This is a genomic window from Pseudomonas sp. NBRC 111143 (assembly GCF_001320965.1).
GTDB lineage: Bacteria > Pseudomonadota > Gammaproteobacteria > Pseudomonadales > Pseudomonadaceae > Aquipseudomonas > Aquipseudomonas machongensis.
Map to the genome: position 1 here is coordinate 20,758 of NZ_BCBT01000066.1, position 13,724 is coordinate 34,481.

Sequence of the window (13,724 nt, forward strand, 5' to 3'; positions counted from 1 at the left end):
GCTACGGCTGCAGCCCTTCCAGCGCCGTGCCGACCGCTTCCAGTAGCAAGTGCGCATGCTCCTGTTCGAAGGCCAGCAGCGGGCGAATCTTCAGCACGTTTTCCAGCGGCCCGGCAGCACTGATCAATACGCCCTGCTCGCGCATCGCGTTGACCACCTGACGGGTCTGCGTGGCGGCAGGCGCTTTTGTGGCGCGATCGGTCACCAGCTCGACCCCCAGGAACATCCCGGCACCGCGCACATCGCCGATGATCGGGTAACGCTCGGCCAGCTCCCGCAACCCCGTCAACAGACATTCACCCAGGGTGTGCGAGCGCTGCTGCAACTGTTCGTCACGGATGACGTCCAGCACGGCCTGCCCCGCTGCGCAGGACACCGGGTTGCCGCCAAAGGTGTTGAAGTAGCGCATGTTCTGGCCAAAGTGATCGACCACTTGCGCTCGACCGACCAGGCCGGCGATGGGGTGGCCGTTGCCCATCGGCTTGCCCAGGGTCAGGAGGTCGGGGCGCACGTCGTGCCGCTGGAAACCCCACATGTTCAGGCCAGTGCGGGCGAAGCCGGACTGGACTTCATCGGCGATGTACAACAGGCCTTCGGCCTGGGCCAATGCGATCCCTTCGGCGATGCAGCCGGTTGGGCCCGCAAAGACGCCATCGCTGGCGAAAATGCCGTCGAGCAGGATCGCCGCCGGACGAATGCCGTGTTTGCGCAGGTCATCGATGGCCGCACGGACGTCAGCCACGAAGGTCGAGGCCACTTGATCCGCACCCAGCCGATAAGCATCGGGGGCGCGAACGGTGCGCACGTGGGGTGGCAGAACCATGCTCGGGCCGAGCGACGGAGAAAGCTCGGCGATATCACCCGTGACGCCATGATACGCGAAGCGGGTGATGATCACGCCGGTGCCGCCGGTAAACTGTTTGGCGATGCGCAACGCCAGATCGTTGGCCTCGCTGCCGGTGCACGTAAACATGACCCGCTCGAGGTACTCGGGAAAGGTGCCCAGCAGTTGCTCGGCGTAATCGAGCATGCCCTCCTGCAAGTAGCGAGTGTGGGTGTTGAGTTGCCCGGCCTGCCGGCTGATCGCCTCGACCACCCGGGGATGACAATGCCCCACCGACGCCACGTTATTGTAGGCATCCAGATACCGCCGGCCTTGTTCGTCGTACAGCCACACGCCCTCGCCGCGCACCGTGTGCAAGGGGTGTTCGTAGAACAGTCGATAGGCCGGGCCGAGCAACCGTGCCCGGCGTTCGACAAGGCGTTTTTCCTTGTCTGACAGGCGATCGGCATCTTCAGAAGTGAAACCGTTGATCATGCTCATGCGCCAACCTCCTGGGTGCAAGCGGCAAGGATTCTGTCGTGGATCTCGGCGGGTGCCATTGCGGACAATCCCGCCAGGGCATCCTGGGCGCGGTATGAGTTGCGCAGGATGTACTCGCGATTGTCCGGGTGCAGGTCGGCCCGCCAATAATTGATGCACAACGACAACGCCAGGCGTGTGGAGATCAGCACCGGCAGCAGTTGCAATTCTTCGCCGGTGAGGGGATTGACCTGGTGATAGGCGCGGATCATGTCCAGCGCCGGGGCCAGGACGTCGCCCGCCACCCCCAATTGGTACGATGCCGCGACCGCGACCTCGTTGACCAACGGCGCGTGGACCATGTCGCCAAAATCCAGGATGTTGCGCAACACATCGGGCTGATCCGGATCGACGATGATGTTGTGCGGGTTCATGTCGTTATGGATCACCTGGTGGCGCAGCGTGGCGCACTTGCCCAGTACCTGGGATTCGAAGCGGTCCAGGCTGTGTTCGATCCGGTCGCGACGAACGCCCGGCTCGATGTGTTTCAGCCGGGGCCTGAGGCGCTGGGCGTGTTGCATGTCCCACAGCAGGACGTGCCCGGCAGCGGGATGGCTGAAGCCGTCCAGGGCCAGGTCGAACCGGGCGAGCGCTTGGCCCAGGTTCTGCCTGAAATTCACCGATGTGTGGGCGACGCGGTGCAGCGGCAAGCCGTCAACGAAGGACAGGAGACGGACCAACATGCGCTGGCCTTCGATTTCGACCGGCTCCACGAATCGCCCGCCGAGTGATGCAAAGACACGCTGCACCGGCAACGCCGGATCGTTACGCTCGATCTGGAGCATGGCCTGGTTATGGAAGTCCACGACCTGCGGGTTTTCCAATGGATGCGACAACTTGAACAGACGCGACGTACCGTCCGCGAGCATGACCCGGAAATTGAGGTCGCGCTCGCCGCCCAGTTGCTCGAGTTTTCCGCTGATCGCGTAGTGCTGCGCAAGGACCCCAAGGACCTGCCCGTCACTGACACGGGCAGGGGCCGCCTCCAGCAGACAGGGTTGCGCCGATACTTTCTCAAGCGGCATTGTTCATGACTCCTCGCTTCGGTGATGTGGCCTGCTCGCGCAGGCCCCTTGCATTACTTGTTGGCCCAAGCGATGAAACGCTCTTCCAGGTCTTCGCCGTGGTCGATCCAGAACTCGGCATCCGTGGCCCGGGCGTTCTTCAGGTTATCCGGTGAAGTCGGCAGTTTGCTGCCCACCGCCTCATCGACCAGTGCCACGGTTTTGGTGTTGCTTGGCCCATAAGGAATGGCCTCGACAAAGTGCTTCTGCTGAACCGGTGCACTGGCAAACGCGATGAAGTTTTCCGCCAGGGCCTTCTTCGGCGAGCCTTTGACGATGGCCCAGTGATCCAGGTCGTACAGGCTGCCATTCCACTGCATTTCAAACGATTGTCCCTCCGCCTGCGCCGAGGTGACACGCCCGTTATAGGCCGAAGTCATCACCACGTCGCCTGCCGCCAGCCATTGCAACGGCTGCGCGCCGGATTCCCACCACTGGATGTCGGGCTTGATCTGATCCAGTTTGCGGAAGGCCCGCTGCACGCCCTCCTCGGTGCCGAGCAAGGTGTAGACATCTTCCTTGGCCACGCCATCGGCCAACAGGGCGAACTCCAGGGTGAACTTGGCGCCACGGCGCAGGCCGCGCTTGCCGGGGTATTTCTTCACGTCCCAGAAATCCGCCCAGCCCTGTGGCGCGCTGGCGAGTTTTTTCGGGTCGTATGTCAGAACGGTAGACCAGATGAAGATACCCACCCCGCAATCGCTGACGGCGGCCGGGATGAAATCTTCTTTCTTGCCGATGCGCGACCAGTCCAATGGCTCGAACAGGCCTTCGCTACAACCGCGCAACAGCTCGGGGGATTCGACCTCGACCACGTCCCAGCTGGTTTTCCCGGTGTCGGCCATGACCCGGATCTTGGCCATTTCGCCGTTGTAGTCATCGGCCGTGATCGCCACTTTCTTTTCCGAGGTGAAGGGTTTGTAGAAGGCTTTTTCCTGGGCCTGGCGGTTGTTGCCGCCGAAGGACACCACGGTCAGTTTTTCAGCGGCGCTCAAAGGGCCGGCAAGCATTCCAAGCATCAGTACAGTTGCGATTTTGCTGTTCATGCGTCTCTCCGAATTCGCTACGTGCGTGAGCGGCAGCTAAGGGATGGCAGGTGGTTTTTTTGTTTTTGGCAGCAATATTTCGGTCAGCGCCGGGTGTCTTGCACCTGGTGGCCGGCGCACGGCGATGATTCCGAGGCGCAGCTCATTAGTAACATATTTAGAATATGATGCATCATAATTTTTACTGGTATAGTCTCACCACTCCACCCCTTCCTCAGGAGCGCCTGCATGACCGAGCAACGAACCCTCCTCCTCACCGGTGCGAGCCGTGGCATCGGCCATGCCACGGTGAAGCACTTCAACGCTGCGGGCTGGCGCGTGTTTACGGCCTCGCGACAGAACTGGACCGAAGGCTGCCCCTGGGCTGAAGGCGAGTTGAACCACATCCACCTGGACCTGGAAGACATCGACGAAGTGCGCCGCAGCCTGCCATTGATCCGGGAGAAACTCGGCGGACGCCTCGATGCCCTGGTGAACAACGCCGGCATTTCACCCAAAGGCGAAGCCGGCGCACGATTGGGCGTGCTGGAATCCGATTACGCCACCTGGCTCAGCGTGTTCAACGTCAACCTGTTTTCCACGGCGTTACTGGCCCAAGGGCTGTTCGATGAGCTCAAGGCGGCGCAAGGCTCGGTGATCAACGTCACCTCGATTGCAGGTTCCAGGGTGCACCCGTTTGCCGGGGTCGCCTACGCCTGCTCGAAAGCTGCACTGGCCGCACTGACGCGGGAAATGGCCCATGATTTCGGGCCACACGGTGTGCGGGTCAATGCGATTGCACCGGGTGAGATCGAGACGTCGATCCTGTCTGCCGGGACCGAACTGATCGTCGATCAGCAGATCCCCATGCACCGCTTGGGCAAGCCGGAAGAAGTCGCATCCCTGGTGCATTTCCTCTGCACCCGAGGCGCGTCGTACATCAACGGTTCGGAGATTCATGTCAACGGTGGTCAGCACGTCTGAAATAATCTGGAAATCCCGGCCGGAAACTTCCATCATTCGGGCCGGGCATCCGCCGCAGATGAGCGATCAATGAGCAACCCCTACCCTATTCAAACCCTCAATCACTCTTACCTGGGCAGTGGCATCTACGAGTTGCTGCGCGAGGCACTGATCACCGGGCGTTTCCAGCCCGATGACCGCCTGCGCATCCGCGACCTGGCCGAACAACTGGGCACCAGCGTCACACCGGTGCGCGACGCGATCCTGCAACTGGCCAAGGAACAGGCGCTGATCCTCAAGACCCCGCGTGACATCCGCGTACCCATCCTCACCGCCGCGCAATACGGCGAGATCCGCAGCATCCGCCTGGCGCTTGAAGGCCTGGCTGCGGAGACGGCCGCCGCGCTGGTGACCGACAGCGAACTCGCAGACCTGCAAGCCTGCATCGAAAACAACATCGCCGCGATCAACGCCCAGGACTTGCAAGCCGCTCTCAAGTGCAATCAGCAATTTCACTACGCGCTGACCACCATCGCGCGCATGCCGGTGCTGGCGGGTTTGCTCGATAGCCTGTGGATGCGCACCGGCCCACTGATCGCCCGTGCCTATGGCAACTTCAACGAGCGCATGGCCATCGACCATCACTGGGAAGTGCTCGACGCACTCAAGCGCCGCGATGGCGCGGCGGCACGGGCGGCCATCTGCCGTGACATTCTCGATGGCAACGAGAAGATGCTCGAGTACATCGAGATGGCGCAGGCGGACTGATTGGCAGTCAATTCGACTGTTGACGAAACATAGATGACCAGTTAGTTTATTAAAACTTTCTCATCACTGGATGTCTCTGTCATGGCTCGCCCGGTCAACCTCGAAGTCAGATCCCGTTTGCTGTCGATTGGCCGCCAGGTGGTTCACAACCGTGGCTTCAACGGCTGCGGCGTCCAGGACATCACCGCCGCTGCCGAGATTCCCAAGGGCTCTTTCTACAACTACTTCGCCAGCAAGGAAGACTTCGCGGCAGAGATCCTCGAGGAATACTGGACCTCGATCGAAACCCGCCACGGGCCGATCTTCTACGACGCCCGGGTCAAGCCGCTGGAGCGCATCGGCCAGTTCTTCCAGGCCCTGGTGCTCGAGCACGGCGAGCATGAATACAGCCTGGGTTGCCTGATTGGCAACCTGTCCCTGGAAATGTCCAATGGCAGCGAACAAACCCGCAAGCGTCTGGCCGATGTGCTGGCGCGCTGGGAAGGTTTGCTCGCGAGCTGCCTGCGTGAAGCGCAGCAGCGCCGCGAACTCTCTGAAACTCACGACGCCGAAGCGCTGGCCAGTGTCATCGTCGAAGGCTGGGAAGGTGCGGTCATGCGCGGCAAGGTCCTGCGCGACGGTGCACCTCTGCAGCGTTTCGTATCGATGGTCTTGCCTCGGCTATTGGAGTGAGTTTTTTTTCCTCATTAATAAGACGACTGGTCATTTATATAAAGCAACATTCACGTCTCATCCACGCAAGCACCCAAGAGGTAAATCGTCATGAGCCATCTGTACGCCGACCCCGCCGAACCCGCACTGCCTGCCACTGGTTTCAAGCTCGACCTGAGCAAAGCCGCCCTGGTGGTCATCGACCCACAGAACGACTTCCTCAGCCCTGCCGGCGCCAGTTGGGCGGTGTTCGGTGAGAGCATCGTCGAGAACAACACCGTCGAAAACCTGGAAAAACTGTTCAAGGCCTTCAAGGCTCACGACCTGCCCGTGGCCGTGTCGCCACACTATTACTACCCGCACGACCACGACTGGCATTTTGGCGGTCCGCTGGAAAAGGTCATGCACAGCATCTGCATGTTCGATCGCAAGGGACCGAACACCCTGGAAAACTTCGAAGGCTCCGGCGCCGATTTCCTCGAGATCTACAAGCCGTACATTCTCGACGGCGAGACCATCATCGCCTCGCCGCACAAGGTCTACGGCCCGGAAACCAACGACCTGGCGCTGCAATTGCGCAAGAAAGGCGTGTCGCAGATCATCCTCGCCGGCATGGCGGCCAACCTTTGCGTGGAATCACACCTGCGCGAACTGCTCGAACAGGGCTTTGAAATAGTCGTGGTACGCGACGCCACCGCCGGCCCGCGCCTGCCGGATGGCGACGGCTACCTGGCGGCCATCATCAATTACCGCTTCCTCGCCCACGGGCTGTGGACCACCGAAGAGACTATCGCGCAACTGCAACCGGCTTGATCGTGCCCGAGCGGCCGGGCATCGCGCCCCCCCGCTCTTTCTCGAGAACCCCCGATGAAAATCCCCGCCCGTTATGAGCATTTCGTTTTCGGCGTCGTTCAATCCGGCCTGACCTGCGCGGTCGCGGCCGCCATCGCCACCACACCCCATGCGCTCGACCTGGCCTTTGCCGGCCGCTGGTTGAACGCGTGGGCGCTGTCGTGGGTATCGATGTTGCCGGTGGTGGTGCTGGCGGCGCCGATGATTCGGCGCGTGGTGAGGCGGATGACGGTGGGCTGAATGACTTGGCTATGACTCACCCAACACACCGCCATCGCGAGCATGCTCGCTCCTACCGGGGGCTTCGGGGCTGCTCGCGACAGGCGCGCAAGCCCGCACCCGACGCACGAAATACTGTGCCCGTTCGCATTTTCGCAATAAACCACTTTTCATCCGCGCATTTGTAGCCGCTTCGTTCACGGACAAGCCGGTACATTAGACCTCCATGGTCCCGCAGAGCGACCGACAACAAAACCTACAGCTCGCCCAAGAAAATCTGCCAACCATTCGGAGTCTTTCCATGAGCACATTGCGCACTACAGCTTTCCAACTCGCGAGTCTGGCCCTGTTCATCGGTAGCGCCACCCAGGCCATGGCCGAGGACATCACGTTCGTATCCCAGGGCGGTGCTTATCAGGAAGCCCAGAGCAAGGCGATCCTGGAGCCTGCGGCGAAAAAGCTCGGTCTGACGCTCAAACAGGACAGCTCGCCCAAGGCCTACCCGATCATCAAGACCCAGGTCGAGAGCGGCAAGGTCACCTGGGACGTGGTGGACCTGCCCACTGGCGACTGCATCCGTGGCGAAGCCGAAGGGCTGTTCGAGAAGCTCGACCTTGCGCTGATTCCCAATGCCGCGCAAATACCCGACAGCCTCAAGGACGAATACAGCGTCGGCTACATCAGCTACTCCACGGTGCTGGCGTATCGCACGGACGCGTTCAAAGGCGCGGACGTACCCAAGACCTGGGCCGACTTCTGGGACACCAAAAAATAGGTTCATCGCGCTTTCCCGGGGAAGGCAGCCTTGATTTTCAGGAAAAAGTATTCCGAGTCCCGAAAACCATAGGCCATACGCTTGATCACCTTGATGCGGTTGTTGACGCCCTCAAGGACGCTGGTATGCATATGGAAGTTGGCACTGGCGAGGATGCCTCGGGCGTATTTGCGCAGGTTGCGAGCGAAGCGCTGTAGCGGCGCGAGGCCGCTGTCCCGGGCGTGCCGCAACCAGGTTCGCCAGCGGCGCCAGCCCTCTCGTACGCTGGGGGCGAACCAGACATCCTTCAGCGCATCCTTGAGGACATAGACCGTAGCCAGCGGCTGGTTGGCCGCGAGTAGTTCTTGAAGCTGCACGGCTTGTCCGTCCTTCAGGTTGTTGCGATTGCGCAGCAGCAGCCAGCGGCTTTGCTTGACCGCCTTTCGTGCCGGCTTGTCTTCGCGCAGGAGGTTGGCCTGGTCAACCCGGATACGGTCGATCACATCCCGACCGTAGCGCGCGACGACGTGAAACAGGTCGTACACCACTTCGGCTTGCGGGCAATGCTTCTTCACCTCCAAATCAAAAGCCGTGTTCATGTCCATGGCCACCGCCTCTATCTGCTGGCAGTGCTTGCCGAGCAATTCAAAGAACGGGCGGACCGCCTCGCGGCTGTTGCCGTGGCCGACCCACAATACCCGCGTTCGCTCGGCATCCATGATGACCGTGGCATAGCGATGCCCTTTGTGCAGGGCGAACTCGTCCATCACCAGGCGGCGGACACCGGTTGAATCGAAGTTGCCTACCTCGGCTTGAAGGCGTCGTTTATCGAGCGTTTTGAGGGTGTGCCAATGCAGGCCGGTGAGCTGGCTGACGTGGCTGATCGGCAGCAGCCGCAGCAAGCTTTCGAGCCATATCCGTAACCGCTGGGTCAGCCGAGATGCTGGCTCCAACCAGTCGATCCGCTCGGTCACCCGCCCACAACTCAGGCAATCGACTCGGCGCACTGGTAGTTGAAGCAGGACGCGCTGATCGAACAGATCACGATCACGCACCAGACGAATCCGGCGATCGTGAATCAACGGGCTGAACTGGCCACAACGCCCGCACTTAGGAAGAGAGCCGGCTTGAGGTTCAAGCTCAATGAGGAGGGTGTTATCGGTAGATGGGCGACAGGTAACGGCGTCGTAGCCTGGCCAGAAAGCGGCAAGATCAATAGGATGCACGGCGACAGCAGGGACAGGTGAAGGGTGTGTTTGGCGACTGCCAATTTACCTGCTTCCCTGACTGTCAACTCGCTCTTCCCCCAGACTCCGCGAAGAACCAAAAAAAACGGATCATGCGAAATCCTTCGTTGAGTTTGGCGCGGGTTTTTAGCAAATCAGCTGGCCCGCGATCCGGTTGAGAGTGATCCGAAGCGGTCCTTGACGACCGGCACAAATCGGTCAGAAGCGGTCGATGATTCCAATAAATCCGCCCCCTTTTTCCCGTAACTCCTGGCTACCTGCGACCAAGTCTAAGCAAGCTTCTGTGTCAGCTGCCCGATGAATAGCCGCAGCCATTCGTGCTGAGGCTTACTGTTCTTGGCAATGTCCCAAACCATGAAGCATCGAAATGATGGAACCGGAATCGGCGCCGGACAAATACTTAGCCGAGTCATGGCCGAATAGCTCTCGGCGGCGAACGTGGGAATTGTGGCTATCGCGCCGCTGCTGATCAACGTGGTGAGCGCGCCACTGAAGTGGGTGAATGAGGCTATAACACGCCTCGAATAGCCCGCCGCTTCGAACATGTCGTCGATAAAGCCGCGGCGGCCGTCATAGGAAACTCGCACATGGCTTGCCTCGAAGTACTCCTCCAGGCCGATAGGTGTGCCTGCGTTGTCTGCGCCAGGCAGGTACAAGCAGGAGTATGACGAGGAAAACAGCACCTTGGATGAATACCCGCTGCTGAAGTCTTTCGGCTCGCTGCAAATCACTAGATCCATGTCCGGATCTTGTAGCGACTGTTTCCACAGTGAGCTGTTGCTCTGATGGAACGAAAAGCTCACTCCCAGCCCCTGATCCGCTGCGGCGTTAACGATCCGCGGAGCGAGATAGGCCTCAATATCATCGGACAGACCGATGTTGAAAATGTAGCTCGAGTCGTGTGCGGAGAAATCCGGCTCTGCCCCAAGCACGCCTGAGATAGACGTAAGGGCCTCGGCGATCTTCGGCGCCAGCTCCATCGCCCTACGGGTTGGCTGCATTCCGGAAGCGGTGCGGATAAAGAGCTCATCTCCGAAATGCTCACGCAAACGACGCAACGCCGAGCTAACTGCCCCCTGGGTCACATGCAGCATGGCCGAGGCTCGGGTGGCACTGCGCTCGGTCATCAGGCAGTGGAACGTCAGCAGCAGGTTCAGATCAATTCTCGAGATATTACGTACACTAATCCGGCTCATATTTTCTAATCGTTTGCTCTGCGGCCGAGAGGATTCATAGTCTGCTGCCCATACACACCTAAGAAAAGCTGGGGAGCACCGTGGACGCAATTAATAAAAAAGTAAATCCAAGCAGTATCCATACCAAGGGTGAGCAGTCAGACATTCGCAAGCGTGCAATCGCGGTGGGTATCGGCAACTTCATGGAGTGGTTCGACTTCGCCATCTACGGCTACTTCGCTGCCGTGATCGGTATGTTGTTCTTCCCCTCTAGCGCCCCAGGTGTATCGCTGCTGTCGTCGCTGGCAGTGTTCGCCGTAGGCTTCGTATCGCGACCATTTGGAGCATTGATTCTGGGGCCCATCGGTGACCGCCTCGGTCGCCGCGCGGTGCTTATCATCACTGTCTTCGGTATGGGTGTGTGCACCACGATCATCGGACTTTTGCCCACCTATGAGGCAATCGGTATCGCTGCACCTGTCTTGCTGATCGTCATGCGTTTCGTGCAAGGCATGATGGTAGGGGGCGAATGGTCTAGCGCAGGTATCTACATCGTAGAGAGTGCTCCGTCCAACCGCCGCGCGACGGCAGCCAGCGTTATCACTGGAACGGCTGGCTTGGCCTTCTTGTTTGGTACGTTCACCGCCGCGAGCCTCACCTCAACACTCGATGACCAGCAACTGGCGTCCTGGGGCTGGCGGATCCCATTCGTTGCCTCCATCGTGATGACCGGTATCGCCATCTTCATCCGCCGGAAGCTGGGTGATACCCCCGTGTATGAAGAGCTGGTACGTCAACGCGATTCACAACAGTTCGAAGCACCGAGCAAGTCTGTACACCGTCGCGCCTTCATCACTACTTTCGCCTTCTCAGCGCTGTTCGGCGTCTCGCTCTACTACTTCATCACCTACGCCAATAACCACCTGGTCACTACCGTTGGGCTACCACGAAGCAATGCACTATGGCTGTGCAGCATCGCGCTGGTTGTCTATGTCATTGCCAATCCACTGATCGGCCGGCTCAGCGACAGCATCGGGCGACGCAAGCTGCTGCTCAGTGCTGCTGCCGCACTCTCTGTACTGGCCTATCCAATCTTCCTGCTGCTCAACACCGGCAACCCAGTGGCAATCCTCGCAGGATTGATCGTTCTGGGACTACTTGTGGCTGTAACTGCGGTGATGGATGTGGTGCTGCTGGTTGAAGTCTTTCCAGCGTCCATCCGCTCCACGGGAGCAGCGCTCGGTCACAACCTGGCCCTGGCGACACTCGCAGGCCCAGGCCCCTTCATTGCCGCCGCCCTGATTAGCCAGGCTGGCGACGCGAACATCCCTGCCGCCTATCTAGCAGCCGTCTCGCTGGCATGCCTCATCGTGCTGTGGAAGACCTTGCCGGAAACCCGCGACAACGACATCACACGTTTCTAGGTTCTTACTGCCCTCAGGAGTTTTTCATGACCAAAATTGCAGTCATCCAGGCCGCCTCTGTTCCTTATGATCCTGCAGCCAGCGTTGAAAAGGCTTCCACAATTCTGCGGCGCGTAGCAGATCAAGGTGCAAGGCTGGCCGTATTCCCTGAAGCGTTCATTGCCGGATATCCCAAGGGGATAGCTTTCGGTAGCGTAGTGGGTAATCGCAGCATCAGCGGGCGTGAGCTGTACCAACGCTATGTCGATGGGGCTGTGACGCTGGATGGGCCGGAACTGGCATTGCTTGCTGAAAGTGTCGAGCACACAGGGGTTACCACTGTGATTGGTGTAATCGAGCGCTTCGGTCGCACCCTTTACTGCACCGCGGTCACCATCGCCCCAGGCCGGGGTATTGCCGGTTACCACCGCAAGCTGATGCCCACCGGCCAGGAACGACTAATTTGGGGCTTCGGTGATGGCTCGACAATCGAGCCTGTAGAAACTGATTTTGGCGTCCTGGGGAGCGTGATTTGCTGGGAGAACTACATGCCAGCACTACGCCAGGCCATGTATGCCCAGGGTGTTCAGATCTACTGCGCCCCGACAGCAGATGACCGTCCGTCCTGGGCCAGCTCCATGGTGCACATTGCTCTTGAAGGGCGTGTTTATGTGTTGTCAGCCTGCCAGGCAATCCGTCTTGGTGAATACCCACAACAGCACCGCGATGCATTCGGCCTGGAGTTCAACGAGGACGATTACGTGATGCGAGGGGGCAGCATGGTTGTAAGTCCGCTCGGAGAAGTACTGGCAGGGCCGGTGTTCGACTGCGAGACAGAAATCTATGCAGACCTCAATATGGATCTGCTTAGCCAAGCCAACTTGGACTTTGATGTCGTCGGCCATTATGCCCGGCCGGACATCTTTGAACTCAAGGTGAACATTGCCCCGCAGGCCCCGGTAACCCTGGAGCGATAAGTAGAGCCTGTTTAGTGAAATCCTCCCTTTGACCGTCCAGTTTGGGCATGACTGCTTTAGGGATAGAGCCGCCGCAAGGCGGCTTTTTATTGCTGGCCAGGTTGTTGCCGCCATTTCCTGTGTAGCGAGGGCTTAGGCCCAAACCGATTTGCCAAGACAGATAACTCACCGACTTAACGTCCGCTTGTGGCACAAAGCGGACCAGCTATCGGCCAAGAGATGCCTTTCGCGAATAGCTGAACGCCCCGAGAGCGCATTGGGCCGCTCGGCGCGGAATTGGTGAAAGGCTGGTGACTGGCCTGTGTTGGCTCGGTCAGACTTCGGGCAGCCTCACCCTAGTTGGGGCTAACTGCTTACCGACCATCAGAGGCAAGCCAACAACAACTGCCGATAGTGCTGAGAAAAACTGACCTGATAGCTCGGCTCAGCAGCAAAATCCCCCAGCGAGTAGGCACCCGCCAAACCTGCACCAAGGCTTTGCCCGGCCTCGCCTCCACCGCAGCCATCGATATCGCAGGTAGCCCCCATCCCACCAGCCATCGAACCAGAAGAGGCAGCGGGCATCTTCACCCGGCTCAGCACTGCCAGGTCATCCGGCAGATCATCCGCAATGCGCTCCGCAAAGCGCCGCAATGTTGGCTCCGCCAGCATGAACAGCCAAGCCTGATCATCGGACTCGCCCATCCGCCGCAGCACGCGCCCCAGGACTTGCCGGTAGTGCAGCTCAGTACGGATGCGGCTGAGGTAGCAGCACACCTGCAGGCGGGGGATATCCGTACCCTCGCTGATCATCCCAACAGCGACGATCCAGCGGCAATCACTGTGCCTGAACGCATTGATCACCTGTTGGGCATTCGGAGTCCGGTTGGTCACTACGCGGCAACCTTCCCCGCTGGCTTCCAGAGCCTGGACAATCTGCTGGGCGTGCTCAATATCGGTGGCGACCACCAGGCCGGCTGCATCCGGCTTGATCTGGCGAAGCTCATCCAGCTTGGCGCATCCCAGGCCGAGCAGTTGGTCGATCACCTCGTCATGGCGCAACAGCTCTTCGAAGGTGACGGGGGATTCACCAAGCAGCTTGGCGATGCTGGGGAACAGCCTGACGGTGCTCTCGGTCTCCAGTTCTTCAGTTAGCTTCACCTTCTGGTTATCGAGAAGGACGATGCGGGGCGCGCGGCACACCCCGTCGGCAATGGCCTCCCTCAGGCCATAGCGGTAGTCGCAGATCAGGTGTCCCTCGGGGGACGAGTAGCGGGCCAGGGT

The 13,724-nt window shown here is 59.8% G+C and carries 14 protein-coding genes; 8 read left to right on the forward strand and 6 right to left on the reverse strand.

The features are described 5' to 3' along the window. Position 1: 1 nt before the first annotated feature. Genes APH44_RS25620 through APH44_RS25630 form a run of 3 tightly spaced genes read right to left on the reverse strand, consistent with a single transcriptional unit; the run spans position 2 to position 3,473 of the window. Positions 2-1,324 carry an aspartate aminotransferase family protein gene (locus APH44_RS25620; protein ID WP_016487050.1) on the reverse strand — a complete coding sequence of 441 codons (1,323 nt, stop codon included), beginning with the start codon at positions 1,322-1,324 and terminating at the stop codon, positions 2-4. Then, on the reverse strand, positions 1,321-2,388 hold the full coding sequence (locus APH44_RS25625; protein WP_016487049.1) for a phosphotransferase: 1,068 nt from the start codon (positions 2,386-2,388) through the stop codon (positions 1,321-1,323). Before APH44_RS25625 ends, APH44_RS25620 begins: the two co-directional genes overlap by 4 nt. A gap of 53 nt (positions 2,389-2,441) precedes the next feature. Then, positions 2,442-3,473, reverse strand: coding sequence for an ABC transporter substrate-binding protein (locus tag APH44_RS25630; RefSeq protein WP_016487048.1), 1,032 nt, complete (start codon positions 3,471-3,473; stop codon positions 2,442-2,444). 228 nt (positions 3,474-3,701) lie between these two features. On the opposite strand from APH44_RS25630, the gene APH44_RS25635 reads away from it, so the two are divergent. From APH44_RS25635 to APH44_RS25660, 6 genes are all read left to right on the forward strand, one after another. Further along, on the forward strand, positions 3,702-4,436 hold the full coding sequence (locus tag APH44_RS25635; RefSeq protein ID WP_016487047.1) for an SDR family NAD(P)-dependent oxidoreductase: 735 nt from the start codon (positions 3,702-3,704) through the stop codon (positions 4,434-4,436). 69 nt (positions 4,437-4,505) lie between these two features. Next, positions 4,506-5,183: a GntR family transcriptional regulator gene (locus APH44_RS25640; RefSeq protein WP_016487046.1), complete on the forward strand. Its 678-nt coding sequence runs from the start codon at positions 4,506-4,508 to the stop codon at positions 5,181-5,183. A gap of 81 nt (positions 5,184-5,264) precedes the next feature. Continuing rightward, the gene (locus tag APH44_RS25645; RefSeq protein WP_003465041.1) at positions 5,265-5,855 is read left to right on the forward strand and encodes a TetR/AcrR family transcriptional regulator; all 591 of its coding nucleotides are present in this window, start codon (positions 5,265-5,267) and stop codon (positions 5,853-5,855) included. A 90-nt stretch (positions 5,856-5,945) separates the two neighbouring features. After that, positions 5,946-6,647 (forward strand): cysteine hydrolase family protein, encoded by a 702-nt coding sequence (locus APH44_RS25650; RefSeq protein WP_003465039.1) that lies wholly within the window; start codon positions 5,946-5,948, stop codon positions 6,645-6,647. A 54-nt stretch (positions 6,648-6,701) separates the two neighbouring features. Then, entirely contained in the window at positions 6,702-6,926 is a 225-nt protein-coding gene (locus APH44_RS25655) for a DUF2798 domain-containing protein (RefSeq protein WP_003465037.1), read from the forward strand. A 280-nt stretch (positions 6,927-7,206) separates the two neighbouring features. After that, the gene (locus APH44_RS25660) at positions 7,207-7,680 is read left to right on the forward strand and encodes an extracellular solute-binding protein (RefSeq protein ID WP_049273834.1); all 474 of its coding nucleotides are present in this window, start codon (positions 7,207-7,209) and stop codon (positions 7,678-7,680) included. Between the two features lie 2 nt (positions 7,681-7,682). On the opposite strand, the gene APH44_RS25665 is transcribed toward APH44_RS25660, so the two are convergent. Both APH44_RS25665 and APH44_RS25670 read right to left on the reverse strand, forming a co-directional pair. After that, the gene (locus APH44_RS25665; protein ID WP_003464938.1) at positions 7,683-8,885 is read right to left on the reverse strand and encodes an ISL3 family transposase; all 1,203 of its coding nucleotides are present in this window, start codon (positions 8,883-8,885) and stop codon (positions 7,683-7,685) included. Between the two features lie 290 nt (positions 8,886-9,175). Then, the gene (locus APH44_RS25670; protein WP_003464940.1) at positions 9,176-10,102 is read right to left on the reverse strand and encodes a LysR family transcriptional regulator; all 927 of its coding nucleotides are present in this window, start codon (positions 10,100-10,102) and stop codon (positions 9,176-9,178) included. Positions 10,103-10,182: 80 nt separating this feature from the next. On the opposite strand from APH44_RS25670, the gene APH44_RS25675 reads away from it, so the two are divergent. Together APH44_RS25675 and APH44_RS25680 are read left to right on the forward strand one after the other, a co-directional pair. Then, positions 10,183-11,505 (forward strand): MFS transporter, encoded by a 1,323-nt coding sequence (locus tag APH44_RS25675; protein ID WP_049273832.1) that lies wholly within the window; start codon positions 10,183-10,185, stop codon positions 11,503-11,505. 26 nt (positions 11,506-11,531) lie between these two features. Next, positions 11,532-12,461: a carbon-nitrogen hydrolase family protein gene (locus APH44_RS25680; protein WP_054895171.1), complete on the forward strand. Its 930-nt coding sequence runs from the start codon at positions 11,532-11,534 to the stop codon at positions 12,459-12,461. Positions 12,462-12,824: 363 nt separating this feature from the next. Here the strand turns inward: APH44_RS25680 and APH44_RS25685 are convergent. Continuing rightward, on the reverse strand, positions 12,825-13,724 hold a 900-nt coding region (locus APH44_RS25685), incomplete at its 5' end, for a DEAD/DEAH box helicase (RefSeq protein WP_054895172.1).